Origin of the sequence: Micromonospora sp. NBS 11-29, from assembly GCF_002140155.1 — a bacterium.
Classification (GTDB): Bacteria; Actinomycetota; Actinomycetes; order Mycobacteriales; family Micromonosporaceae; genus Micromonospora.
This window is the reverse complement of the sequence record NZ_NAPR01000006.1, coordinates 131,668-154,707: the sequence shown is the minus strand read 5'-3', so window position 1 is coordinate 154,707 and position 23,040 is coordinate 131,668. Positions and strand designations below refer to the sequence as shown.

At 73.3% G+C, this 23,040-nt stretch carries 23 protein-coding genes, 1 tRNA gene and 3 pseudogenes; 15 read left to right on the top strand and 12 right to left on the bottom strand.

What is annotated here, in order from left to right:
* Nucleotides 1-148: 148 nt before the first annotated feature.
* Both B1205_RS08395 and B1205_RS08390 read left to right on the top strand, forming a co-directional pair.
* Nucleotides 149-222: transfer RNA gene (locus tag B1205_RS08395), tRNA-Met, on the top strand.
* A 107-nt stretch (nucleotides 223-329) separates the two neighbouring features.
* Nucleotides 330-578, top strand: a complete 249-nt coding sequence (locus B1205_RS08390) for a hypothetical protein (RefSeq protein WP_089155091.1) — start codon at nucleotides 330-332, stop codon at nucleotides 576-578.
* Between the two features lie 63 nt (nucleotides 579-641).
* Here B1205_RS08390 and B1205_RS08385 read toward each other — a convergent pair whose 3' ends face one another.
* The gene (locus B1205_RS08385; RefSeq protein WP_089155090.1) at nucleotides 642-1,964 is read right to left on the bottom strand and encodes an ABC transporter substrate-binding protein; all 1,323 of its coding nucleotides are present in this window, start codon (nucleotides 1,962-1,964) and stop codon (nucleotides 642-644) included.
* A 107-nt stretch (nucleotides 1,965-2,071) separates the two neighbouring features.
* On the opposite strand from B1205_RS08385, the gene B1205_RS08380 reads away from it, so the two are divergent.
* Both B1205_RS08380 and B1205_RS08375 read left to right on the top strand, forming a co-directional pair.
* On the top strand, nucleotides 2,072-2,905 hold the full coding sequence (locus B1205_RS08380; RefSeq protein WP_089155089.1) for a phosphoribosylaminoimidazolesuccinocarboxamide synthase: 834 nt from the start codon (nucleotides 2,072-2,074) through the stop codon (nucleotides 2,903-2,905).
* A gap of 74 nt (nucleotides 2,906-2,979) precedes the next feature.
* The gene (locus tag B1205_RS08375) at nucleotides 2,980-3,711 is read left to right on the top strand and encodes a VOC family protein (RefSeq protein WP_089155088.1); all 732 of its coding nucleotides are present in this window, start codon (nucleotides 2,980-2,982) and stop codon (nucleotides 3,709-3,711) included.
* A gap of 18 nt (nucleotides 3,712-3,729) precedes the next feature.
* Here B1205_RS08375 and B1205_RS08370 read toward each other — a convergent pair whose 3' ends face one another.
* Complete coding sequence (locus tag B1205_RS08370; protein WP_140157994.1) at nucleotides 3,730-5,514, bottom strand: hypothetical protein; 1,785 nt, start codon at nucleotides 5,512-5,514, stop codon at nucleotides 3,730-3,732.
* Between the two features lie 76 nt (nucleotides 5,515-5,590).
* Between B1205_RS08370 and B1205_RS08365 the strand changes: the two genes are divergently transcribed.
* Nucleotides 5,591-6,205: a hypothetical protein gene (locus B1205_RS08365; RefSeq protein ID WP_089155086.1), complete on the top strand. Its 615-nt coding sequence runs from the start codon at nucleotides 5,591-5,593 to the stop codon at nucleotides 6,203-6,205.
* Here B1205_RS08365 and glpK read toward each other — a convergent pair.
* Together glpK and B1205_RS08355 are read right to left on the bottom strand one after the other, a co-directional pair.
* On the bottom strand, nucleotides 6,202-7,686 hold the full coding sequence (gene glpK, locus B1205_RS08360) for a glycerol kinase GlpK (RefSeq protein ID WP_089155085.1): 1,485 nt from the start codon (nucleotides 7,684-7,686) through the stop codon (nucleotides 6,202-6,204). The two genes, B1205_RS08365 and glpK, sit on opposite strands and share 4 nt — an antisense overlap.
* Before the next feature lie 52 nt (nucleotides 7,687-7,738).
* On the bottom strand, nucleotides 7,739-8,206 hold the full coding sequence (locus tag B1205_RS08355) for an ATP-binding protein (RefSeq protein ID WP_089155084.1): 468 nt from the start codon (nucleotides 8,204-8,206) through the stop codon (nucleotides 7,739-7,741).
* 115 nt (nucleotides 8,207-8,321) lie between these two features.
* Between B1205_RS08355 and macS the strand changes: the two genes are divergently transcribed.
* Together macS and B1205_RS08345 are read left to right on the top strand one after the other, a co-directional pair.
* Entirely contained in the window at nucleotides 8,322-9,443 is a 1,122-nt protein-coding gene (macS, locus tag B1205_RS08350) for a MacS family sensor histidine kinase (protein WP_089155083.1), read from the top strand.
* A gap of 11 nt (nucleotides 9,444-9,454) precedes the next feature.
* Nucleotides 9,455-10,087: a response regulator gene (locus B1205_RS08345; protein WP_176308516.1), complete on the top strand. Its 633-nt coding sequence runs from the start codon at nucleotides 9,455-9,457 to the stop codon at nucleotides 10,085-10,087.
* Between the two features lies 1 nt (nucleotide 10,088).
* Here B1205_RS08345 and B1205_RS08340 read toward each other — a convergent pair whose 3' ends face one another.
* From B1205_RS08340 to B1205_RS08330, 3 genes are all read right to left on the bottom strand, one after another.
* Nucleotides 10,089-10,661, bottom strand: a complete 573-nt coding sequence (locus tag B1205_RS08340) for a DUF5709 domain-containing protein (RefSeq protein ID WP_089155081.1) — start codon at nucleotides 10,659-10,661, stop codon at nucleotides 10,089-10,091.
* 80 nt (nucleotides 10,662-10,741) lie between these two features.
* Nucleotides 10,742-11,425 carry an ATP-binding protein gene (locus B1205_RS08335; protein ID WP_089155379.1) on the bottom strand — a complete coding sequence of 228 codons (684 nt, stop codon included), beginning with the start codon at nucleotides 11,423-11,425 and terminating at the stop codon, nucleotides 10,742-10,744.
* Nucleotides 11,426-11,484: 59 nt separating this feature from the next.
* Entirely contained in the window at nucleotides 11,485-12,477 is a 993-nt protein-coding gene (locus B1205_RS08330; RefSeq protein ID WP_254909798.1) for an SDR family oxidoreductase, read from the bottom strand.
* A 197-nt stretch (nucleotides 12,478-12,674) separates the two neighbouring features.
* Between B1205_RS08330 and B1205_RS08325 the strand changes: the two genes are divergently transcribed.
* The gene (locus B1205_RS08325) at nucleotides 12,675-13,928 is read left to right on the top strand and encodes a glycosyltransferase (protein WP_089155079.1); all 1,254 of its coding nucleotides are present in this window, start codon (nucleotides 12,675-12,677) and stop codon (nucleotides 13,926-13,928) included.
* Here the strand turns inward: B1205_RS08325 and B1205_RS08320 are convergent.
* The 4 genes and pseudogenes from B1205_RS08320 to aroA all read right to left on the bottom strand — a co-directional run bounded on the left by B1205_RS08320 (nucleotide 13,826) and on the right by aroA (nucleotide 18,032).
* A complete protein-coding gene (locus B1205_RS08320) occupies nucleotides 13,826-14,782 on the bottom strand; it encodes a hypothetical protein (RefSeq protein ID WP_176308515.1) in 957 nt (318 codons plus the stop codon). The two genes, B1205_RS08325 and B1205_RS08320, sit on opposite strands and share 103 nt — an antisense overlap.
* Nucleotides 14,783-14,842: 60 nt before the next feature.
* Nucleotides 14,843-15,625, bottom strand: coding sequence for a histidinol-phosphatase (gene hisN, locus B1205_RS08315; protein WP_089155077.1), 783 nt, complete (start codon nucleotides 15,623-15,625; stop codon nucleotides 14,843-14,845).
* 7 nt (nucleotides 15,626-15,632) lie between these two features.
* Nucleotides 15,633-16,634 (bottom strand): annotated as a pseudogene (gene rsgA, locus B1205_RS08310) (ribosome small subunit-dependent GTPase A); the annotation flags it as partial.
* Between the two features lie 96 nt (nucleotides 16,635-16,730).
* The gene (gene aroA / locus B1205_RS08305; RefSeq protein ID WP_089155076.1) at nucleotides 16,731-18,032 is read right to left on the bottom strand and encodes a 3-phosphoshikimate 1-carboxyvinyltransferase; all 1,302 of its coding nucleotides are present in this window, start codon (nucleotides 18,030-18,032) and stop codon (nucleotides 16,731-16,733) included.
* Between the two features lie 101 nt (nucleotides 18,033-18,133).
* On the opposite strand from aroA, the gene B1205_RS08300 reads away from it, so the two are divergent.
* The 5 genes and pseudogenes from B1205_RS08300 to rsrA form a co-directional block, all read left to right on the top strand.
* The gene (locus B1205_RS08300) at nucleotides 18,134-18,841 is read left to right on the top strand and encodes an SOS response-associated peptidase (RefSeq protein WP_089155075.1); all 708 of its coding nucleotides are present in this window, start codon (nucleotides 18,134-18,136) and stop codon (nucleotides 18,839-18,841) included.
* A gap of 212 nt (nucleotides 18,842-19,053) precedes the next feature.
* On the top strand, nucleotides 19,054-19,446 hold the full coding sequence (locus B1205_RS08295) for a WhiB family transcriptional regulator (RefSeq protein ID WP_089155074.1): 393 nt from the start codon (nucleotides 19,054-19,056) through the stop codon (nucleotides 19,444-19,446).
* A gap of 800 nt (nucleotides 19,447-20,246) precedes the next feature.
* A complete protein-coding gene (locus B1205_RS08290; protein ID WP_089155073.1) occupies nucleotides 20,247-20,858 on the top strand; it encodes an alpha/beta hydrolase family protein in 612 nt (203 codons plus the stop codon).
* Between the two features lie 346 nt (nucleotides 20,859-21,204).
* Nucleotides 21,205-22,005 (top strand): sigma-70 family RNA polymerase sigma factor, encoded by an 801-nt coding sequence (locus B1205_RS08280; RefSeq protein WP_089155071.1) that lies wholly within the window; start codon nucleotides 21,205-21,207, stop codon nucleotides 22,003-22,005.
* 2 nt (nucleotides 22,006-22,007) lie between these two features.
* Nucleotides 22,008-22,268, top strand: a pseudogene (rsrA, locus tag B1205_RS08275) (mycothiol system anti-sigma-R factor); the annotation flags it as partial.
* 55 nt (nucleotides 22,269-22,323) lie between these two features.
* Here rsrA and B1205_RS33320 read toward each other — a convergent pair.
* Nucleotides 22,324-22,398, bottom strand: coding sequence for a 50S ribosomal protein bL37 (locus B1205_RS33320; RefSeq protein ID WP_369700219.1), 75 nt, complete (start codon nucleotides 22,396-22,398; stop codon nucleotides 22,324-22,326).
* Between the two features lie 211 nt (nucleotides 22,399-22,609).
* Here B1205_RS33320 and B1205_RS08265 point away from each other — a divergent pair, with 211 nt between their 5' ends.
* Together B1205_RS08265 and B1205_RS31080 are read left to right on the top strand one after the other, a co-directional pair.
* Nucleotides 22,610-22,825, top strand: coding sequence for a biotin/lipoyl-binding carrier protein (locus tag B1205_RS08265; RefSeq protein ID WP_089155069.1), 216 nt, complete (start codon nucleotides 22,610-22,612; stop codon nucleotides 22,823-22,825).
* A pseudogene (locus B1205_RS31080) lies at nucleotides 22,822-23,040 on the top strand (GNAT family N-acetyltransferase); the annotation flags it as partial. The gene B1205_RS08265 and the pseudogene B1205_RS31080, both read left to right, overlap by 4 nt.

Below are 23,040 nucleotides of genomic sequence, written 5' to 3'. Positions count from 1 at the left end.
TCGCTGGGCTCATAACCCAGAGGTCGCAGGTTCAAATCCTGTCCCCGCTACTCGTAACGAAGGGCCCCGGGATTCTCCCCGGGGCCCTTCACCGTTCCCGCGCCGTTCGCCGCGACGGCGCAATCGGGGGACCCGGCTGATCTCCCCGATCGGGATGCGATAAGCTGTACANTCGCTGGGCTCATAACCCAGAGGTCGCAGGTTCAAATCCTGTCCCCGCTACTCGTGACGAAGGGCCCCGGAGTTCTCTCCGGGGCCCTTCGCCCTGTCCGGTGACCTTCCGTCCCGTCCGGCGTGCCGCGGTTGCGTGTCTCGGCGAGGATGAGGGCATGTCTGGATTGAACAAGTGGTGGGGCCGCCTCAGCGCGGTCTTCGGTACGGTCGTGCTCTCGGTGTTCGTGCCGGTCGCGGCGTGGGCGTCGAGCGGAACCGGCGAGGTCGTGGTGGAGGCCGCACGACGGCGGAGCCGAGGTGGGTTCGGCGTCCTCGGCCTGCTGTGCTGCCTCGTGGTGGTCGGCGGGATCGTGCTGCTGGTGGTGCTGCTCACACGCAATCGGCGTAACCGACCGCCCCGCTGACAAGCCTCGCCCGGTGTCACGCGGGGCCCCGCCTCCACGAATGCGTCGAGCGGGGGCCCCGCCTCACCCCTCAGCCAGGGCGGCGTTCGCCCGGGCCATGAACCGTGAGGTCGCGGTGCGGGCACCGGCCCGCTTGCCGCGGATGCTCTCGGCCGCGTCGATGAGCAGGGTCCGCACCGCGCCGTGGCCCTTCGGCGGTGGCGCGGGCGCCGGGCCGGCCAGCCCGTCCAACTCCGCGCCCAGGGCGGCCACCCGCTGCTCGACCCGGTCGGTGAGATCACGGACGACGTACGGGCGGACCTGCATGCTGGGGTTCAGCCCGCGTTCGACGCCGAGGATCCGGCCGGCGGCCACATTGGTGGCCAGGAAGTTGAGCACGTCCACCACGACGCCCGGGTGACGGGTGCCGCGGAAGCCGGCCCAGTACATCGATGCGCGTGGCCACTGGGCGGCCGGCGGGCCGGGGAAGGCGACGGCGGCCAGCTCGTCTTCGGTCAGGCGTTGCAGTTCCGGTAGCTGGTGCGACCAGGCGAAGGACGCCGCGGTGTGCCCGGTGACCACGAGCTGACGGTTCAGCGCACCGGTGTCCGCCTGCTCCACCAGGGCGGCGCTCGGGGTGGCCCGGTCGAAGCGGGCGACCTCCCAGAACTCGAACCAGTCGAGCAGTTCGGCCGAGGTGAAGCCGAGCTGTCGCCCCTGGTACAGCTCGCTGCCCTGGCCGCGCAGCCAGAGCCAGAGCGCCCGGTAGTCGCCGGAGGGGTCCATGGTGCCGGCGACCCGGTTGTCGGAGGCCCGGGTGACGCGGGCGGCCCAGCGGGCGTACTCCTTCCAGGACATGCCGGTGCGTGGTTCGGGCTCGCCGATCCGACGCAGCAGGTGCCGGTTGAAGACCAGCGCCGCGCTGGTCTGCGCGGCGGGCACCGCCATGGTCCGCTCGTCCACCCGGCCGTAGCGGGCGAGCTGCTCCGGAAACTCGCCGAGGTCGAGGCGGCCGTCGGTGGCGTACCGGGTGAGGTCGAGCAGGATGTCGCGGCGGTCGTACTCGGTGAGCAGCGTGTCGTCTATCTGGAAGAGGTCCGGCACGTTGCCGCCGGTGCCCTGGATGGCCAACCGGTCGTAGTAGCCGGCGAGCCCCTGCCAGGTGATCCGGAAGCCGACCCCGGGGTTCTGCTCGGTGTAGAGGCGCAGCGCCTGCTCGGTGGCCTGGGCCCGGCGGGTGCCGCCCCACCAGAACACCGACAGCTCGATCGGCCCGTCGTCGGCCGTGGTCTCCTCCTCGGGGCCGCATCCGGCCAGCCCGCCGGCGAGCAGCGGCAGGCCGGTGAGCGCGCCGAGGAACCGTCGCCGGTCGAGGCCGGGACGGGATGGGGGCCGCTGAGCGGGCACGGTCTCTCCGAAGGTGGGGTGGACGGATCATTTCACCGGCCCTGGGCGGGATGTCAACGGCGGTGGGCGCGCCGGGCGCCTCGTCCCGGCCATGGTGTACTAGCGCCGTGGAACTTCTTCACTCGGGCAAGGTCCGGGACGTCTACGCCGACGGCGCGGATCTGATCCTGGTCGCCTCCGACCGCGTCTCCATCTACGACGTGGTGCTGCCGACCCCGATCCCGGACAAGGGCCGCCTGCTCACCGCGCTCTCGCTGTGGTGGTTCGAGCAGCTGTCCGAACTGGTCCCGAACCATGTGGTGTCCGCCACCGACGTGCCGGCGGAGTTCGCTGGTCGGGCGATCCGGTGCCGGCGGCTGGAGATGGTGCCGGTCGAGTGTGTGGCGCGGGGCTACCTGACCGGCAGCGGCCTCGCCGAGTACGAGCGCACCGGTTCGGTCTGCGGTGTGGCGCTGCCCCGGGGCCTGGTCGAGGCGTCGATCCTGCCCGAGCCGATCTTCACCCCGACGACCAAGGCCCCGAAGGGCGAGCACGACGAGGCGATCACCTACGACCAGGTGGTCGACAAGGTGGGGCCGGAGACCGCGGCGCGGCTGCGGCAGATCACCATCGACGTCTACCGGCGTGGCGCGGAGATCGCGGCGGACCGGGGCATCCTGATCGCGGACACCAAGCTGGAGCTGGGCTGGACGCCGGACGGCACGCTGGTGCTCGCGGACGAGCTGCTCACCTCCGACTCGTCCCGGTTCTGGCCGGCCGAGTCCTATCAGCCGGGCCGGAGCCAGTTCTCCTTCGACAAGCAGTACGTGCGGGACTGGGCCGTCCAGAGCGGCTGGGACAAGCGGCCGCCGGTGCCGGAGGTGCCGGCCGAGGTGGTCGAGGCGACCCGGGCCCGCTACGTCGAGGTGTACGAGAAGCTGACCGGCAACCGCTGGGACTGACCGCGATACCGCCACCTGGCCGTACCTGCTGGCTGGACTCGGCATCTTCGGTCAGAAGGGCTAGCCTGCTCGGCATGGCGACGCGGCTGGTGCAGATCAACATGAAGGCCCGGGACGATGCCGCGCTGGGTGGCTTCTGGGCGAAGGCGCTCGGCTGGGGCATCTCCAGCGAGGGGCCGGGCGTGACCAACCTCGAACCCGAGGGCTTCGTCTACCCCGACCCGGTCGCCGTCTGCATCGACCTCGTCGTCTCCGCAGAGCCCAAAGTGGGTAAGAACCGGGTCCACGTCGACCTCGCCGCCACTTCGGCGGCCCATCAGGCGGAGCTGGTGGCGCGGTTGACGGAGTTCGGCGCGACCCCCGTCGACGTGGGTCAGGGCGACGTCCCGTGGCGGGTCATGGCCGACCCGGAGGGCAACGAGTTCTGCGTGCTGGATTCGTTCTACCAGGAGACCGGGCCGATCGCCGCGGTGGTGGTCGACTGCGCCGATCCGCACGCCATGGCCCGCTTCTGGGGCGAGGCGACGGACTGGACCGTGCACCGGGTCAGCGACCAGGACGCGTTGCTGCGCTCCGCGCGGGGCGTCGGCCCCTATCTGCTGTTCGTCCGCACCCCCGACCCGAAGACCGGGTGGAACCGCGTCCACCTCGACGTCCGCCCCTATCCCGGTGACGACCTGGCGGCCGAGGCGGCCCGGCTGGAGAGGCTGGGCGCCACCGCCGTCGACCTGGGCCGCCCGGACATCCCGTGGAGGGTCATGACCGACCCGGAGGGCAACGAGTTCTGCCTGCTCACCGCGGCCTGACCAGCGTGTCGCGTCGGCTCACGGGAACGGCGGCATCTGGCCGTATCCGATCGCGCCGGCCGGTATGCCGAGGGTGAACGCGATCATGTTGCTGGCACCGAAGTTGCGGGCGGTGGGGACGATGGTGGCGGTGACCTCGCCGGTCCAGGCCCCGCTGGTGGCCCGCAGCCGCCAGGTGCCGGGGATCAGTTGGCTGGTCGAGTCGTACAAGTAGGTCTGCCAGCTGCCGTCCGGCTTCACTTTCACCTTCAGCGTCGCGTCGCGGGTGAACGGCGGATCGGTGACCGTCACCCCGTCGACCACCACCTGGGTGACCAGCTTGCCGACTATGGAGACGGGCACGGTGAGCAGGGCGTTGGCGAGGTTGCCGCCGGGGGACCGGAACCCGAAGGTGAGCTTGCCGAAGGGGTGGCTGTATTCGTGGGCGCATGTGAAGCACCCGTTGTAGCCGCTTCGGATGGCGGCTGCCTCGCGGATGAAGAGTTCCCGCTGCTTCACCTTGTCGCCGTACGGGCAACCGGCCCGGTGGAACTCGCGGCTCTTCCGGTTCCCGACGAGATACGTCGGCTGGACGATCGGTGCGGCCACCGGCTTCGCCGTGACCGAGGCGCCGACGACCATTCCCTGCTCGCTGATGGCGGCATACCCCTTGTTGTGGATGTCGACCGAGGTCTCCACTGTCGGGATCCGGCTGGCGAAGACGCCCAGGCCGCCGGACGCCCCGTCACCCAGGGCGCCGATCATCGCCGGGAAGGAGTCGCCGATCGCCCGCGTGATCGCCCCGCCGCTGATGACGTCGACCACGTCGGCGTACCAGGGTAGGTCCACGTCCAGGTCCTGGATGAGGACCTGATAGGTGATCCCGTCCGGTCGGGCGTACAGCAGCGCCTTGGCGGTGAACTCCACGTCGTCGATCTCACCGCTGATGTCCAGGTAGTGGTCGCGCAGCCGGATCCGCAGTGCCTGGACGGTTCGCTCCTCCCCGTCGAACTCCATGGTGGTCGGCAGGTCGCCCAACCCCGCCGCTGCCAGCCCGTCGGCCAGGATCTGGTCGACCAGCTCGACCGGCGCCGCCACGGCGAGATCCTGGCTAGGAGACAGGAGGGACGTCATCGTCGCCGGCGGTGGCGCTGGAGTGGCTTCCACGGTGACGAAGGCGCTGAGAAAGCCGCTGTCGCCCGGCCCGGGATAGATTCGGAACCCCAGCCGCTGTGGACTCGGGGTCGCCGGCGGGGTGAAGAAGATCGACCGGCCGCTGCCCAGAATGCTCGTCGCGATCAGTGGTTTGACGATCTCCTCAAATTCCGGATAGGACGCCGGGGTGAAGGTGAGCTGGCCGAGACCAGTGTTGTTCAGCACGATACCGAGTGCCGTGACGAAGGTGCCGTGGCCGGCGGGCATGGTCAACGGGATGGCGGAGACGACCACCGAAGCCTCGCCGGGCCATTCCTGATCGTGATTGGTCAGTCGGACGATGTAGCCGAAGGTGAGCCGAATGGCGTTCTGCACCCCCGTCACGCTGACGAATCTGAGCCGGGGCAGGCCGTAGAACACCTCGACGGTGTGGGTGGCGCTGCCTTGCGAGAACGGCGCGGACACATGCGAGGGCAGCACTCCGGCCTGGTAATAGCTCTGGAAGACCCGCTCCACGGCGCTCTGCGAGAAATGCGCGACGACGTCGTATCCGTTTATGAGATCGTTTTCCATCACTGCACTCCCGGTCCGCTGCCCGTGCACAGTCAACCGTTGGGCACGGCAGCGCCGCGCACAAGCGCATAGGCGACACAAAAACGATTCGATCAATGAAGCCGGCGTAGAGTCGGTGCGACTCCGGCCGACGAAGAATGACGATCACAAAGCGGCGGTGGAAGGACCGATCATGGGATGCTGCTGTTACCCCTCGGGGGACGGGACGACCGGGCAGACGATCTGTTTCACGGTCTCCAGCTCGTCGGAATGCAACTTCACCGGGCTGTACTCGGAAGGGCCGTGCGGTGGGTGCAACCCCGTCGGCGGGTTCGGCTCACGCCTCGCTGAGGCCACCCGTGACGACCCGCTGCTCGGGCAGGCCGTCCAGCCGTCCTACGTGGTGCTGTTCGACTTCCGGGACGTGATCCTCCGCCGGTCGGCCCTGGGTCGTGCGGCGCTCACCCTGTTCGCCGAACACGAAGGCCGGATGTTCGACCTGCTGCGGCAGGACCGGTCGCTGGAGACGCGGTGGTTGACGCTGCTCGCCAAGGGCGCCGTCTTCGCGCAGGACATCCTGCGGGCGTACTCGCTGCGCGGGCAGGTCTCGGCCGGCACCCTGCGGCTGGACCGGCCGGCCTTCGAGGAGATCCGCGACTTCCTGCGGGAGATCGACGCCCGATCCCCGGAGGGCGGGTTCGGCGATCTCCTCGACCGCGCCGACGCCATCTTCACGTCGCTGGCGGACCGGACCGCGGCGGAGATCCTCGCGTTGCTGGAGGTGGAGGAGGGCGAAGTCGCCCGCTAGTCCTCCCAGTTCAGGGTGCGTTGGACGGCCTTGTGCCACTGGCGTAGCTCGTGGTCGCGGTGGGGTGGGTCCATCGCGGGCTGCCACTGGGCGTCGGAGCGCCACTTGTCGCGCAAGGTCGCCAGGTCGGGCCAGAAGCCGACGGCCAGGCCGGCCGCGTACGCGGCGCCGAGGCAGGTCGTCTCCGTGATCCGGGAGCGGACCACCGGCACGTCGAGCACGTCGGCGAGGAACTGCATGAGCAGCGCGTTGCCGGTCATCCCGCCGTCCACCCGCAGCCGGCGCAGCGCGACGTCGGAGTCGGCGTTCATCGCGTCGACCACCTCGCGGGTCTGGAAGGCGGACGCCTCCAGCACCGCCCGGGCCAGGTGGCCCTTGGTGATGTAGCCGGTCAGGCCGGCGATCACACCCCGGGCGTCGCTGCGCCAGTGCGGGGCGAACAGGCCGGAGAAGGCCGGCACCACGTAGCAGCCGCCGTTGTCGTCGACCGTGCGGGCCAGCTCCTCGACCTGACCGGCGGTGGAGATCAGGCCGAGGTTGTCGCGCAGCCACTGCACCAGCGCGCCGGTGACCGCGATGGCGCCCTCCAGCGCGTACGCGGCGGGCTGGCCCTCGATCCGGTAGGCCACGGTGGTGAGCAGGCCGTGCCGGGACGGCACCGGGCTGGCGCCGGTGTTGAGCAGCAGGAAGCTGCCGGTGCCGTAGGTGCACTTGGCCTCGCCGGGCTGGAAGCAGGTCTGGCCGAAGAGCGCGGCCTGCTGGTCGCCGAGCGCGCTGGCCACCGGCACCCCGGCGAGGACGCCGTCGGCGGTGCCGTAGACCTCGGCCGAGCTGCGGATCTCGGGCAGCATCGCAGCCGGGATGCGGAGCGCGTCGAGCAGTTCCGGGGCCCAGTCGAGGGTTTCCAGGTCCATCAGCAGGGTGCGGCTGGCGTTGGTCACGTCGGTGACGTGCCGGCCGGTCAGCTTCCAGATGAGCCAGCTGTCCATGGTGCCGAACAGCACCTCGCCCCGCTCGGCGCGCTCGCGCAGCCCGTCGACGTGGTCGAGCAGCCAGCGCAGCTTCGGCCCGGCGAAGTAGGTGGCCGGCATCAGACCGGTGCGGGCGCGCAGCCGGTCGACGTCGTACGTCTCGGTCAGCTCGCGTAGCAGCGGCCCGGTGCGGGTGTCCTGCCAGACGATCGCGTTGGCCACCGGGCGGCCGGTGACGCGGTCCCAGACGAGGGTGGTCTCCCGCTGGTTGGTGATGCCGACGGCGGCCAGCCGTTCGGGGCCGATGTCGGCGCTCGCCAGCGCCTCCCGGACCACCTGCTCCACGTTGGCCCAGATCTCCTCCGCGTCGTGCTCGACCCAGCCCGGTCGCGGGAAGATCTGCCGGTGTTCGCGCTGGGCCACGGCGACGATCTCGCCGGCGGCGTCGAAGACGATGCACCGTGAGGAGGTGGTGCCCTGGTCGATGGCGGCGACGAACTCTCCGGTCACGCAGGCACCGTACCCGCCGGGGGCGTCCCCCGCCTCCCGCCGACCGGGCCGGTCAGCCGTCCAGCGGGCGGGCGGTGGGCTGCCGTACGGTCAGCGCCGCGGTGATCCGGACGACGGTGCCGGCGTCGCCGGTTTCGACCTCCATGCTGTCGCTCAGCTCCCGGGCCAGCCAGAGGCCCCAGCCGCCGGCGGTGTCCGGGGCCGGCCGGTCGCGGTCGCGTAGGCGGCCCTCGCTGATCCCGTGCCCGTGGTCGGCGACCTCGCAGACGAGGGCGTCGCCGCGGCGCCAGAGCCGCAGCCGGCCCCGCCCGCCGCCGTGCCGGACCGCATTGGTGATCAACTCGTTGACCGCCAGCACGAAGTCGTCGAGCCGCTGGCCGGCGAGCCCCGTCGCGGTCGCGCAGGAGGTGACCGAGTGCCGAAGCTCGGTCACCTGGGCCTGGTCGAAGGCCGCTGCGATGAGGAGGGAAGGTTCGATGGGCACAACCGTACGCGGTGCGGGAACCTCTGCGTCTGCCATGACCCCCTCCCGGTGGCGGTTCCTGATGAATTTCGCGGCATTTCCACCGTACGTCAGGGTTTCTCGGGGCGCACCAGGCGGTCCGCCCGTGACCGGCTGTGGCAGGGTGACGCCCATGCCGTCGTCCCCTCGCCTGGAAGGCCCGTTCTGGCGGTCCATCGCGGTGTTCCGGTTCGCCTCGCTGGTGTACGTCGGGGTGCTCGTGCTGCGCGACGGCGGCCAGTACGCGCACCCGGTCGCGGCCGGCGGTGTCCTGCTGGGGATGCTGGCCTGGAGCGGCGTGACGGCGGCCGGCTACCGGCGCCCGGCCGGGCGGCGCTGGCCGCTGCTCCTGGCCGACCTCGGCGTGGTGCTGGGGATCATCCTGGCCACGCCGTGGGTGGTCGGCCGCCCGGCGCTCGTCGCCGGTGTGCCGGTCCTGACCTCCGCCTGGCTGGCCGGGCCGGTGCTGGCGTGGGCGGTCTCCGGCGGACGGCGGTGGGGGACGGTGGCCGCGCTGGTGATCGGCGGCGCCGACCTGGCCACCCGGGACCCGATCAACCCGTCCGCGTTCACCGGGGCGATTCTCCTGCTGCTGGCCGGCGTGGTGGTCGGGCACGTCGCCCGGCTGGCGGTCGAGGCGGAGACCCGGTTGCAGCGGGCGGTGGAGCTGGAGGCGGCCACCCGCGAGCGGGAACGGCTGGCCCGCGACATCCACGACTCGGTGCTTCAGGTGCTGGCGCTGGTCCGGCGGCGCGGCGCGGACCTGGACGGCGAGGCGGCCGAGCTGGCCCGCCTGGCGGGCGAGCAGGAAGCCGCGTTGCGGGCGCTGATCGGCCGCACGGGCGCCGCGTTGGACCAGACCGGGGACGACCGCGACCTGCGCGACCTGCTCGACCGGTACGCCTCGGCGGACGTGCAGGTGGCCGCGCCGGCCACCCCGGTGCCGCTGCCCCCGCAGGCGGCCGGCGAGTTGGCCGCGGCGGTCGGCGCGGCGCTGGACAACGTGGCCCGGCACGCCGGAGGTCGGGCCTGGGTGTTGATCGAGGACGAGGAGGAGACGGTGACCGTCTCGGTACGCGACGAGGGGCCGGGCATCCCGGACGGCCGGCTGGCGGAGGCCGCGGCGCAGGGCCGGCTCGGGGTGGCCCAGTCCATCCGGGGCCGGGTGACGGATCTGGGCGGTGAGGTGCGGATCGTCTCCGCCCCGGGCGCCGGCACCGAGATCGAGCTGACCGTGCCGAGGAGCCGTCGGTGAGCCTGCGGGTGATGGTGGTCGACGACCACCCGATGTGGCGGGAGGGCGTGGCCCGCGACCTCACCGAGGCCGGCCACCTGGTGGTGGCGACCAGCGGCGAGGGACGGCAGGCGGTCCGGGTGGCCGCGGCGGCCCGCCCCGACCTGGTCGTGCTCGACCTGCAACTGCCGGACATCTCCGGTGTCGAGGTGGTCCAGGGGCTGCGTGCCGCGCTGCCCGACGTGCGGGTACTCATGCTCTCGGCCAGCGGTGAGCCGCAGAGCGTGCTGGACGCGGTCAAGGCCGGCGCGACCGGCTACCTGGTCAAGTCCGCCGGTCCGGCCGAGTTCCTCGACGCGGTGCGCCGCGCCGCGGCCGGCGAGCCGGTGTTCACGCCGAACCTGGCCGGGCTGGTGCTGGGGGAGTACCGGCGGTTGGCCGCCGCGCCGCCCACCCCGCACGACGCGGCACCCCGGCTCACCGAGCGGGAGACCGAGGTGCTGCGTCTGGTCGCGAAGGGGCTGTCCTACAAGCAGATCGCCGAGCGGCTCGGGCTCTCCCACCGCACGGTGCAGAACCACGTCCAGAACACCCTCGGCAAGCTTCAGTTGCACAACCGGGTCGAGCTGACCCGGTACGCCATCGAGCGGGGCCTGGACGAATGACTCAGTGCGCCGGCGGCGGCTGGGTCTCGTGCACCGCCAGCTCCTCGGCGGACGCCCCGCCCCCGGCCGCGCCGGCGTCGTAGGCGACGTTGTCGGTCTCGGAGTCGGTGTGCGCGCCCTCGTCCGGCTCGACCAGGCGGCCCACCTCGTGGTCGGCGACGGTGCCGAGCTGGCCGTGGTCGTAGACCGAGACCGGTGAGTCCGGGTCGGAGACCGGGCCCGGGTCGATCACGTCCGCGTCGAGCTGGGCCTGCGCGGCGGCCTCCTCGCTGTCCGCCTCGGCCGCGATGGCCGGGTCGACCGGGGCGGCGAGCGGGTCGTCGGCGGGACGCTCGTACTGCTCGCGGTCGAGCTTGTAGTCCAGCGACTCGCCGTCGAGCTGCTCCTCGGCCGTGGTGCCGTACCGGTCCACGGCGACCGGCGTCCGGTCGCCGGGGATCTGCGCCGGCTCCGGCCCGTCCGCCTCGCGCCCGGTGAGCACGTCGTCGTTGGCGGTCGAGTCGTCGTCGGCGGTGTCGGGCAGGCCCTCCGCCTCGGGGTCGGACACGGGGGTGGGGTACTCGTCGTCGCGCATGACCGGGAACTACCCACTGCGCTCACCGCACTAACCGCGACCGGCGGGGTGGATCGGGAGCAACGGTGCGAAACGACACCTCAGTTGCGGAACACAGCCTCGTCCTCGGCGTACAACACGCACCACACCACCTTGCCGTCGGGCAGCGGCGTGCTGCCCCACCGCCGGGACACCGTCTCGATCAGCAGCAGACCCCGGCCGCCGACCGCGTCGAGCGCGGCCGGACCGGTGTACGCGGGACGCCCGGTGGAGTGGTCGCGGACGGCGAGGTGCAGGGCGCTGCCCCGGGGCGCCAGCCGGAGCGTCATCGGCGTCCCGGCGTGCACCACCACGTTGGTGACCATCTCGGTGATCGCGATGCAGGCCGGCTCGGCCAGCTCCGGCCGGCCCCACCGGACGCAGCCGTCGGCGACCAGCGCCCGGGCCCGGCGGGCGGCCTCCGACACCGGGGGCAGGTCGGCGTCGAGCACCTCGGGCGGGGTGGTCGGCGGGTGGGCGGCCGGTGCGTCGGGCCGGTCGAGCAGCAGCTCGCCGGCCGGCCAGTCGGCCACCGCGCGTCGTACCTCGTCGAGGCCGTTCCGGGCCTCCGGGTCGGCGAACCGCACCCCGGACAGGTCGACCCGCAGCGGACCCGGTCGTTGCCAGAGCCGGGCGAGCAGCGCGTCCCGTACGGCGCCGAGGCCGGCCCGGTCGAGCACCCCGGTCAACCTGACCGTGGTGGCCGACCCGTCGGTGTCCACCAGGCAACTCTCGTCCGTCGGCATGATCGTCTGATGGTGCACCTCGGCTCCCGTGTGCGCATCGGTCCGGTCGACGGGATTCATCAGCGACCGGACCGGGACCGTCGGTTGATCGCCGCGACGGTGCCGACCGCGGTGCCGGCCGCGGCCAGCCCGAACGCGGCCGTCAACCGCAGCAACTGGCCGCGCCGGCCGGACCAGCCGTCGGTCCGCTCCGCGGCCGCGTCCGGGGTGAAGACGTTGCCGGTGGCGTCGAGGCGTGCGCCGGGGCCGAACTGGGTGCGCGCGGTGTACCAGCCGAGCACGCGCTCGGCCAGCGCCGGGGCGAGCCGCCACTGGAGGCCCAGCAGCCGGGCCGCGCCCCCCGCGTACGCCTCGCGTCGGGGCCGGCGCAGCAGCCGCACGATCGTCTCGGCCACCAGCTCCGGCGGGTAGACCGGAGGCGGCGGGGTCAGCTCCCGGCCGGTGTGGTTGGCGGCGTGCCGGAAGAACGGCGTGTCGATGGTGGCCGGCAGCACGGTGCAGAACGAGATGTCGGCCCGGCCGGTGACCCGCATCTCCTGCCGCACGGTGTCGGCCAGCCCGCGGATGGCGTGCTTGGTCGCGTTGTACGCCGACTGGTACGGCATGGCCACCTCGGCCAGCACCGACGCGTTGTTGACCAGCACGCCGCCGCCGGCCGCCGCCAGCCACGGCAGCGCGGCCCGGATCCCGTGCACGGTGCCGAGCAGGTTCACCTCGACCACCCGGCGGAACTCGGCCACCGGAATCTCGTCGAACAACCCCACGGTGCCCACCGCCGCGTTGTTGACCCACGCGTCGATCCGGCCGAACTCGGCCGCCGCCAGGGCCGCCAGCGACTCCACCGCCTCCGGGTCGGTCACGTCCGTCGGCACCACGAGGGCCTGCCCGCCCAGTTCCCGGCAGTGCTCGGCGACCCGGCGCAGCGCCGCCTCGGTCCGGGCCGCCAGCACCACCGACGTGCCGCGTCGAGCCAACGCGTACGCGGTGGCCGCACCGATGCCGCTGGAGGCGCCGGTGATGACGACGGTGGCGTCGGCGAGGCTGCGGGTCATCGGCATTCCTCGCCGGTACCCCACGGCCGGCCGGTCATGCCGATGGACACGCGCTGATCCGCTTCGGTCGGATCGGGTGTCCCGTCCACGCGACGCTCGCCACGGTGCCGATCTGCGAGGTTTGGGCGCGCGGACCCCGGGTTAATGGGACGCTCTGACCGGGAGACCCAGCTCGCAAGAACGCATGGAGGTGCACCATGCGCGTCGGCCTTGTATGCGCGCACGCCGGCTCGTCCACCGAGGGTCCCACCGTCGGGACTCAGGAGCACATTGCGCGCGTGGCGGCGGAACTCGCCGCCCGGGGCCACGAGGTCCGCGTGTACGAGCGCCGCGACGCGGCCGCCCAACCGGCCCTGACCGAGGTCGACGGCTACCGCCTGGAGCGGGTGCCGGTCGGCCCGCCCGATCCGCTCCCCACCGCCGAGTTGGTGCCGTACGTGGCCGAGTTCGGCCGCTGGCTGGCCGGCGAGTGGGCCGGCGACTGGGCGCCCGAGGTGGTGCACGGGCACTACTGGGTGGGCGGGCTGGCCGCCGCCCACGCGGTCCGCGAGACCGACATCCCGGTGGTGCAGACCTTCCACTCGCTCGGCGTCGAGCAGCTCCGTCACCTGGGCCGGCGGTACGCCGGGCCGGGCCAGCGCATCCCGCTGGAGCGGGCGCTCACCCGGGCCGTGGACGTCGCGGTCGCCCAGTGCAACGACGAAGTCGACGAGCTGACCCGGATGGGCCTGCAACGGACCTCGGTGGCGATGGTGCCGACCGGGGTGGACACCGGTTACTTCCACCCGGACGGCGAGGCCGCCCCCCGCGACCAGCGGCCCCGGATCCTCTCCGTGGGCGGGCTCACCGCCGGGCACGGGCAGGAGGACCTGATCCGGGCGCTGCGGCTGGTCGGCGACGCGGAGCTGGTGATCGCCGGCGGCCCGCCGGCCGAGCGGCTGGCCGGGCACGCGGAGGCACGCCGGCTGCGCGAGCTGGCCGAGCGCGCCGGCGTGGCCGAGCAGGTGAAACTGGTCGGCGCGGTGCCGCACGACCAGATGGCCACCTGGTACCGCTCCGCCGACGTGGTGGCCTGCACCCCGCACTACTCGTCCGCCGGCCGGGTGTCCCTGGAGGCGATGGCGTGCGGCGTGCCGGTGGTCGGCTACGCGATGGGCGGCATCGCCGACGCGGTCGTCGACGAGGTGACCGGCAAGCTGGTGCCACCGGGCGACGTACGCGCCCTCGGGGTGACCCTGCGCCGGCTGCTCACCGACAACGCCGGGCGGTTCGCGTACGGGCACGCGGCGGTGGACCGGGTGCGGTGCAGCTACACCTGGGAGCGGACCGCCGCGGCGCTGGAGCGCCTCTACGAACGGGTGATCGGGCGTCGGCGGCCGGCCAGCCCGGCCGAGCCGACCCCACCGGTCGAGGTGGTCGTCTCCGAGCGCGGACCGGTCGAGGCGGCCTGAGCCGGCACCACCCCGGCACCGGCGGCCGTCGGTTCCCGGTCCCGGGCGGTCGCGTGGTGGTGCTGCGGCTCGGCGTACCGGGTCAGCCCGACCACGGCCGCCAGCGTGACCAGGAAGCCGAGCCCGGCCAACCACTCCCGGCCGGGCCAGATCCGGTCGTTGAGCAGCAGCAACCCGATGATCGCGGCGGGCACCGCGCCGGCCGCGTCCATCGCCGCCACCGCCGCCGTGGTCGATCCGCGCTGCATGGCCAGGCCGAGCAGCAACTGACCGACCACCGAATGGGCGACGAGCAGGTAGAGCAGCGGGTCCCGGGCGAACGCCTCCGCCGAGTCGGCGGAGGCCAGCGGGCGGGCCGCCACCGCGGCGGCGGAGAACGCCATCCCGGCCAGCGAGCCGAGCACCACCGAACCGGTCGCGCCGCGTAACCGGGCGGCGAAGAACCCGGACCCGGCGAACACGCCGAGCGCCGCCACCAGGCCCACCAGCCCGGCGGTGCCGAGCTGCCGGGAGGGCGCCGGCTCGGCCGACAGCACCAGCGCCGTGATGCCGCCGAACAGCAGCACGAGCAGCACCATCTCGGCCAGCGGCAGACGCCACTTGAGCACCAGCACGCCGAGCACGGCGGTCACCCCGAGCCCAGCCGCCACACTGGCCTGGACCAGGAACAACGGCAGGTCCCGGCGGGCCAGGAAGGCGAGCACGAAGCCGACGACCTGGCAGGCCAGCCCGATCAGGTACGTCCGGTGACCGGCCAGCCGCAGCAGCAGCCCCGGGTCGAAGGTGTGGTGCACGGTGGTCCGCGCGGCGGCGACGGACTGGAGAAGGTTGGCGAAGCCGTACGCGACGATCATCGCCGCGAGGAAGCACCAACCGGAGGAGACCACCTGGCGAGGATAGAGGCTACCGCCGCCTCAGCGCGCGGCCGGCCGGCCGAGCCGGCCGAGGATGTCGTCGTGCAGCGCGCCGTTGCTGGCGACGGCGCTGATGTCGGCGGAGTCGACGCCGGCCGGCGCGGGTCGACCGGCCAGGTCGGTGAACCGGCCGCCGGCCTCGGTGACGATCGGCACCAGCGCGGCGACGTCCCAGAGCGACAGCTCCGGCTCCACCATCACGTCCAGCGCCCCCTCGGCCAGCAGCATGTAGCCGTAGAAGTCACCGTATGCCCGGGTGCGCCAGGTGTCCCGCATGAGCTGGAGCATCGCGTCCAGCCGACCCGCCTGCTCCCACCCGGTCAGCGACGAGTAGCAGAGGCTCGCGTCCGCGAGCGCGGTAACGCCGGAGACCCGGATCGGCGTGCCCGCGTCCGGACCGGGACCGGCGAACGCGCCCGCGCCGATCGCACCCCACCAGCGCCGGCCCAGCGCCGGCGCGGAGACCAGGCCGAGCACCGGCCGCTCGTGCTCCAGCAGCGCGATCAGCGTGGCCCAGACGGGTACGCCCCGGACGAAGTTCTTCGTCCCGTCGATCGGGTCGACCACCCAGCGTCGCCCGTCCGGCCCGGCGGCGGGCTGCTCCCCGTACTCCTCGCCGAGCAGCCCGTCGGCGGGGCGGTGGGTGGCCAGCAGGGCGCGGATCTCCCGCTCCACGGCGGTGTCCGCGTCGGAGACCGGGGTCAGGTCGGGCTTCGACTCGACGCGCAGGTCGAGCGCGCGGAAGCGGGCCGTGGAGACGGCGTCCGCGGCGTCGGCGAGCAGGTGGGCGAGGGCGAGGTCGTCGGCGTACCNCCGGGTTGCGCTCGGGCTCGCGTGGGTCGCCCTCGCCGCTGCGGGAGGCGAGCAGCCGCCGGTACGAGGCGAGCCGGCGCGGGTCCGCCTTGCCGGCCGCCACCCAGGCGTCCAACGCGCAGTCCGCCTCCTCGGCCGTGTGTGGGCAGTTGGCCGGGCAGTCGACGGTCGCCTCGACCAGGTCGGGAAAGCCGTGCAGCAGGCTCTCCGCGGAGACGTGCGCCAGCCCGAAGCTGCGTACGCCCGGGGTGTCGACGATCCAGCCCGCGTCCTGGCCGGCGGCCGGGTCGGGGGGCAGGCGCAGCGCCACCGCGCTGGTCGAGGTGTGTCGGCCCCGGCCGATCGCGCTGACCGTGCCGACCGCCCGCTCGGCCGCCGGGACCAGGCGGTTCACCAGCGTCGACTTGCCCACCCCGGAGTGGCCCACCAGCACCGAGACCCGCCCGCCGAGCAGCGCGCGCAGCTCGGCCAGGTCGGAACCCGGGCGGATGAGCACGTACGGCAGCTCCAGCTCGGTGTAGTAGCCGACCACCGCCTCCGGGCCGGCCAGGTCGGCCTTGGTGAGGCAGAGCAGCGGCTCGATGTCGGCGTCGTACGCGGCCACCAGGCAACGGTCGATGAACCCGGTGCGCGGCGGCGGGTCGGCCAGCGCGCTGACGATCACCAACTGGTCGGCGTTCGCCACCACCACCCGCTCCAGCCGCCCCTCGGCGGTGGTCTCGTCGTCGTCGGCGGTACGCCGCAGCACCGACGTGCGTTCGGCGATGCGCACGATGCGGGCCAGCGCCCCGGGCACCCCGGAGACGTCGCCGACCAACCCCACCCGGTCGCCCACCACCACCGACTTGCGCCCCAGCTCGCGGGCGCGCATGGCGGTGACGACCGGATCGTCCGGGCCGGCCTCGGGTCGAACGCAGGTGTAGCGGCCCCGGTCGACGGCGATCACGAACCCGTCCACCGCGTCGGCGTGCCGGGGCCGGGTGCGGGTGCGGGGGCGTGACGACCTGCCGGGGCGTACCCGGACGTCGTCCTCGTCGTACTCCCGTCGCCTGGTCGCCAGGACGTCCCCCCGTGGTCAGTTCTTGCCGGTCACCATCCCCGACCATAGTGCCGGGAACTCGGGCATGGTCTTCGAGGTGCACGACACGTCGTCCACCACGATGCCGGGGACGGCCAGCCCGACCACCGCCGCGGCGTGCGCCATCCGGTGGTCGGCGTAGGTGCGGACCGTCCCGCCGCGCAGCGGGCGGGGCCGGATCTCCAGGCCGTCGCGGTGCTCGGTGACGTCGGCGCCGAGCGCGGTGAACTCCTGGGCCAGCGCGGTGACCCGGTCGGTCTCGTGCCCCCGGATGTGACCGATCCCGGTCAGCCGGGACGGCCCGTCGGCGAGCAGGGTGAGCGCGGTCAGCACCGGGGTCAGCTCCCCGACGTCGGAGAGGTCGGCGTCCAACCCGCGCACCGTTCCGGTGCCCCGTACGGTCAGGCCGTCGGTGCCGAGCGTGACCTCGCCGCCCATCCGGTGCAGCAGCTCGCGCAGCCGGTCGACCGGCTGGAGGCTGTTGCGCGGCCAGCCCTGCAGCGTCACCGCGCCGCCGGTGACCAGGGCGGCGGCGAAGAACGGCGCGGCGCCGGAGAGGTCGGGCTCGATCTCCCAGCCGCGCCCGGTGAGCGGGCCGGGCTCGACCACCCAGACGTCCGGCGTGGTGTCGTCCACCGCGGCCCCGGCGGCGCGCAACATCTGCACGGTCATCCGGACGTGCGGCGCGGACGGCACCGGCGGGCCCTCGTGCCGGACCACCACGCCTCGGTCGAAACGCGGCCCGGCCAGCAGCAGCCCGGAGACCAGTTGGCTGGACGCGGAGGCGTCGATGACGATCTCGCCGCCGGTCACCCGGCCGGCGCCGAGGACGACCAGCGGCAGGCTGCCGGTCGGCGGGGCGTCGATCCGGACGCCGAGGGCGCGCAGCGCGTCGATCAGCGGGCCGAGCGGGCGGGTGCGGGCGTGCGGGTCGCCGTCGAACTCGACCCGTCCCGCCGCCAACCCGGCCACCGGGGGCAGGAACCGCATCACGGTGCCGGCCAGGCCGACGTCGACGTGCGCCGGACCGACCAGCGAATGCGGCCGGACCAGCCAGCGGTCGTCGTCGGTGACCGACATGTGCGCGCCCAGCGCACGCAGGCCGCCGGCCATCAGCTCGGTGTCCCGGGCGCGCAGCGGCCGGTCGAGCGTGGACGTCCCGTCGGCCAGCGCGCCGAGCACCAGGGCGCGGGCGGTCATCGACTTGGAACCGGGCAGGCGCAGCGTGGCGGCGACCGGGTCGCTCGCGGTCGGTGCGGTCCAGGGCTGCGGCGGACGCGTCGCGGTCAGATTCCCCACGCTCACATTCTGCCAACCCGGGGGTCGGCGGCGCGCTCCAGCCAACCTGCTCCCGCTGGGCGGGACAGCCGGAACGGCTGGCGGGAGCTAGCGTGGGCGGCATGTGCGGGAGGTACGCGACGACCCGGAGCGCGGGCGACCTGAGCGCGGTGTTCGAGTCCACCGACTCCACCGGCGGGTTCGGGCCCGACTTCAACCTCGCACCGACCGATCCGGCGCCCCTGGTCCGGCTCGCGCCGGAGGGGCACCGGCTGCTCTCCCTGGGCCGCTGGGGGCTGCTCCCGCCCTGGTCCCGCAGTCCGGCCGGCGCCGCCCGCATGATCAACGCGCGGGCCGAGACGGTCGCCACCAGCCGGGCGTACGCCCCGTCCTTCGCCCGCCGGCGCTGCCTCGTCCCGGCCGACGGGTGGTACGAGTGGGTGCGCCGCCCCGACGGCGGGCGGCAGCCCTACTTCATGACCCCGCGGGACGGCTCGGTGCTGGCGTTCGCCGGCATCTGGTCGGTGTGGGAGTCGGCAGGCGCGGCCCGGCTGACGTTCAGCGTGCTGACCACCGCGGCGGTCGGCGAGCTGGCCGAGGTGCACGACCGGATGCCGCTGCTGCTGTCCCCGGAGCGCTGGGCGGCGTGGCTCGGCCCGACCGACGAGCCCGCCGCCCTGCTCGCCCCGCCCGACGCCGGCCAGCTCGCCGGGTTGGAGATCCGTCCGGTCCCGGCGGCGGTCGGCGACGTCCGCAACGACGGTCCGGAACTGATCGCCCGGGTGGCTCCGGCGGCCGGGGAGACCGCCGCCGAACCGACGTTGTTCTGATCACTCTCAGCATATTGGCGTGTGCTGATTTGCCGGGGTTGCGCCTGAAACGTCGCCCGGTTGTTCAGTCATGTTTACCGAACACCCTTGTTTCCTCGTGCGCGAGTGCGATAGAACACAGCGCCGGTGGTGGGGTCCATTCGCACGGGGCGAATGACATCCATCGATCTTTCTGGAAGGTCTTCACCGGTCCCACGGGGGAGGTGGGTGTATTGACACGGGCACGCATGCCCCGCCCGCACGAGGTGGCTGCCGCACGGCGCGATCCGCGACTGCTGCGGGCTCTGCACGAACGACGACAGGACGAGGCGTGGCGCACCAGGGGCACCTGCCAGAGCGTCGATCCGGAGACGTTCTTCCCGGCGCCCAACGAGCCGGCCGACGCGGCGGTGGCGCTCTGCCGCACCTGTGACGTCCAAGGCTCGTGCCTGGCCTGGGCGCTGGAGGTGGGCGACTGCCACGGCGTCTGGGGCGGCACCACGCCGCGCGAGCGACGAGCCATGCTGGTCGCCTGGCGCGGCGAGGTGCAGCCGGATCCGGACGCGGTCGACGAGGCCGGCCCGCCGGTCCGCGACCGCCTGCTCACATTGGTGCCGTCGACCTGATCCCGACCCTCGCCCGCGGTCCCGTCTCCGGGGCCGCGGGCGACGGCATTCGTCGACACCGACGGACCGGCGGGCGGCCCTGATGAATCCCGTCCCGGGACGGGACACCGCGCTTCCCGGCCGACCTCCGCACGCCTCGACGCGCGGCAGCGGGCGGGGACGCGCGGCGTGGCACCCCACTCCGGGCCAGCCGGGGCCGTTCCAAGCCGCGGCACCCTAGGCCGGGCCGGAACCTGGCCCGGCCGAGTCTTACCGGGTCGGGCCGGGCCGGGTCGGGTCGGGTGGTGCCATTCGAAGTCGAGCCGGGTCGCTGGCCGGCATGCCCGGGCTGCTTGGGGGCCGCCGGAAGTATGCGTCCCGCTGGAGAGCGACGGCAGGACGAATCGGACTGCAGCGGAGCGGCCCGGCGAGCCACAATCACCGGCCTGCCGCCGGAAACGCCGTCGGATCGGTCAGCGTGCCCGTCCCGCCCTGGCCCGGCTGGTGGGGTGACTGTGCGTCCTGGCCCGTAGACACCCATGGTGTTCCACTCNNCTCGGGCCGGCGGGTGGAACGGCATGGGTGTGTCTGGGCGCTGTGGACACCCATGGTGTTCCACTGNCTCGGGCCGGCGGGTGGAACGGCATGGGTGTGTCTGGGCGCTGTGGACACCCATGCGGTTCCATCCATGCGCCGAACACCTTGCGGGTGGGGTGGCCGTCACGCGCGTGGGCCCGGCCGGTTGGCGAGGGGCCGCCGGCTGGTCGGCGTGTGGCCGTCCTGGCCCGCGCCGGGCGGGTCGGCGTGCGCAGAATGGGCCGGTGCGCCACGACGACGAGATCGACACTCCGCGGGGACCGGCCCGGATCCGGCTCGATCCGCCGGGTCCGGCCGGCACCGTGCTGGTGCTGGGGCACGGTGCGGGCGGCGACGTCGACGCGCCGGATCTCGTGGCGGTCCGCGATGCGGTGTGCGACGCCGGGGCGGGTGTTGCGCTGGTCACCCAGCCCTACCGGGTCGCCGGGCGGCGTGCGCCCGCACCCGCAGGTCACCTCGACGAGGCGTGGACGGCGGTGCTGGCCGAGCTGCGTCGGCGGCTGCCGCAGGCCGGCCGCTGGGTGGTGGGCGGACGGTCCAGTGGCGCCCGGGTGGCCTGCCGCACCGCCGTCGGAGTCGGGGCGGCCGGCGTGGTGGCGCTCGCGTTCCCGCTGCACCCGCCTGGACGGCCGGAACGGTCCCGCGCCGGGGAGTTGGCCACCGGCCTGCCGACCCTGGTGGTCAACGGCGACCGGGACCCGTTCGGCGTACCGGCGCCCGGTGCGGGGGTCGAGGTGGTGATCCGGCCCGGGGAGCGGCATGACCTGCGGATCGATCCGGCCGGCACTGCCGTCGTGGTCCGGAACTGGCTCGCCGCCCGCAACTGGCTGCCCTGAGCCGGGCGAGAGCGCGTGACCGTCCCCCGAGGCGGTCGTTGCACCGGGTGGCACCGACCCGCCCGTCCCGGGCGACCGGAGTCACCTCCCAGGTCCTTCCTGGTCCCAGCGTCGGCCCGAACCCACGCTGGGGCCAGGACGGCCCCACCCCCGTGCCTGTCGATCATGAAGTTGACGCCGCCGATCCGGGCGGAAGATGCCGTCAACTTCATGATCGACGAAGGGGACGGCTGGAGGGACGGCTGGAGGGGGCGTCCGGAGGGGGTGGCTGGAGGGGCTGGAATGCGGCGGCCTGCGGTCCGCGTTACCCCCGTGGACGACATTGTCAGGGCGAGGGGGGTGACCGGTGCCGACCGAGACACGGAGCCGGGAACGTGACGAACGGGACGAACGGCGGCTCAGGCGGTTGCTCGATGCGCCGGCGTGGCCCGCGTCGGCGTCGGCCGTGAGCACCGGCACACAGTCGGGAAGTGGATCTGCCGGCACCTCGGTACGCGTATCCTCGGCGGGAAAGCATCCGACCCGAGGGGATGTGCGGTTGACCACCGAGAAGACGGACGAGCGCAGGGCCCGCTTCGAGCGGGACGCGATGCCCTTCGTCGATCAGCTCTACGCCGCCGGCCTGCGGATGACCCGCAACCCGGCGGATGCCGAGGACCTGGTCCAGGAGACCTACCTGAAGGCGTACGCCGCCTTCCACCAGTTCGAGCAGGGCACCAACCTGAAGGCCTGGCTGTACCGGATCCTCACCAACACCTACATCAACTCCTACCGGAAGCGGCAGCGTCAACCGGTCCAGGCGCCCACCGACGAGATCACCGACTGGCAGCTCGCCGAGGCGGAGTCGCACACGTCCAGCGGCCTGCGCTCGGCCGAGACCGAGGCGCTCGACCGGCTGCCGGACAGCGACGTCAAGGAGGCCCTCCAGCAGCTGCCGGAGGAGTTCCGCCTGGCGGTCTACCTGACCGACGTCGAAGGCTTCTCCTACAAGGAGGTCGCCGACATCATGGGCACGCCGATCGGCACCGTGATGTCCCGCCTGCACCGCGGCCGTCGTAATCTGCGCAAGCTGCTTGAGCGGTACGCGGCGGAGCGGGGCTTCAGCGCCGCGTCGTCGAAGGGCTCGACCGCCGGCCGGGAGGTGTGACCGTGAGCTGTGGAGAACCGCACGAGACGGACTGCCGCGAGGTGCTCGCCGAGGTCTACCTCTACCTCGACCTGGAGTGCGCCGAGGACCGCCGGGTGCTGATCCGGCACCACCTCGACGAGTGCGGGCCCTGCCTGCGCGAGTACGGCATCGAGCAGGAGGTCAGGGCGCTGGTCGCCCGCTGCTGCGGCAACGAGGCCGCGCCGGAGAAGCTGCGCGAGCGGCTGCGGCTGCGGCTGAGCGAGCTGGTGGTCTTCGAGACCNCCCGCGGGCCACCGGTGCGTCCGGCCCTCGGGCCGGCGCCGCTGATCGCGATGATCAGGAGTTGGGGCGCTTGCCGTGGTTGGCGCCGCTCTTCTTCCGGGCCTTCTTCTTCCGGGCCTTCTTCGCCATGCTCTGCCTCCTTGTGCTGGTCACGATCCGGCCGCGGGTGAACGCGGCGGACGCCGTGTGCGGTCTCCACGTCGGGCGGGAGCCGACCCGGACGATGCTAGTGCCGGCGGTCCCGTTCCGGGCGCGGTGGGGCGCTCGCGCTGATGGCCAGGGGTTCGGCACCATGATGGGATAGCGTTCCCAGGACCGTCGGACAGAGGGAGGGCCGGAGATGGCCGAGGAGATCCGCGCCGAGATGGTGGCGAACGTCTGGAAGATCGTCGCGTCGGCCGGGGACACCGTGTCCGAGGGCGACACGCTGGTGATCCTGGAGTCGATGAAGATGGAGATCCCGGTGGTCGCCGAGTCCGACGGCGTGGTGCAGCGGTTGGCGGTCAACGAGGGCGACGTGGTGCAGGACGGCGACCTGATCGCGGTGATCGGTTGAGCGGCCTGCTCGTCCGCCGCGCGCAGCCGGCGGATTTCCCGGCGGTCGCCCGCCTGACGGTGGCCGCGTACGAGGCGGACGGTCAGCTCAAGGACGAGGGCGGGTACGGCCCGGTGCTCGCCGACGTGGCGGCCCGGGCGGAGACCGGCGAGGTGCTGNGTCGCCGTGGACGAGGCGTCCGGTGAGGTGCTCGGGGCGGTGACGTTCGTGTTGGC

What these genes read in the sequence shown, in the direction of transcription:
- B1205_RS08390 (WP_089155091.1), top strand. Translation starts at nt 330, where the DNA reads ATGTCTGGATTGAACAAGTGGTGGGGCCGCCTCAGCGCGGTCTTCGGT.
- B1205_RS08375 (WP_089155088.1), top strand. Translation starts at nt 2,980, where the DNA reads ATGGCGACGCGGCTGGTGCAGATCAACATGAAGGCCCGGGACGATGCC.
- B1205_RS08365 (WP_089155086.1), top strand. Translation starts at nt 5,591, where the DNA reads ATGGGATGCTGCTGTTACCCCTCGGGGGACGGGACGACCGGGCAGACG.
- B1205_RS08355 (WP_089155084.1), bottom strand. Translation starts at nt 8,206, where the DNA reads ATGGCAGACGCAGAGGTTCCCGCACCGCGTACGGTTGTGCCCATCGAA.
- macS (WP_089155083.1), top strand. Translation starts at nt 8,322, where the DNA reads ATGCCGTCGTCCCCTCGCCTGGAAGGCCCGTTCTGGCGGTCCATCGCG.
- B1205_RS08345 (WP_176308516.1), top strand. Translation starts at nt 9,455, where the DNA reads ATGGTGGTCGACGACCACCCGATGTGGCGGGAGGGCGTGGCCCGCGAC.
- B1205_RS08340 (WP_089155081.1), bottom strand. Translation starts at nt 10,661, where the DNA reads ATGCGCGACGACGAGTACCCCACCCCCGTGTCCGACCCCGAGGCGGAG.
- B1205_RS08335 (WP_089155379.1), bottom strand. Translation starts at nt 11,425, where the DNA reads ATGCCGACGGACGAGAGTTGCCTGGTGGACACCGACGGGTCGGCCACC.
- B1205_RS08330 (WP_254909798.1), bottom strand. Translation starts at nt 12,477, where the DNA reads ATGACCCGCAGCCTCGCCGACGCCACCGTCGTCATCACCGGCGCCTCC.
- B1205_RS08325 (WP_089155079.1), top strand. Translation starts at nt 12,675, where the DNA reads ATGCGCGTCGGCCTTGTATGCGCGCACGCCGGCTCGTCCACCGAGGGT.
- B1205_RS08320 (WP_176308515.1), bottom strand. Translation starts at nt 14,782, where the DNA reads ATGATCGTCGCGTACGGCTTCGCCAACCTTCTCCAGTCCGTCGCCGCC.
- B1205_RS08300 (WP_089155075.1), top strand. Translation starts at nt 18,134, where the DNA reads ATGTGCGGGAGGTACGCGACGACCCGGAGCGCGGGCGACCTGAGCGCG.
- B1205_RS08265 (WP_089155069.1), top strand. Translation starts at nt 22,610, where the DNA reads ATGGCCGAGGAGATCCGCGCCGAGATGGTGGCGAACGTCTGGAAGATC.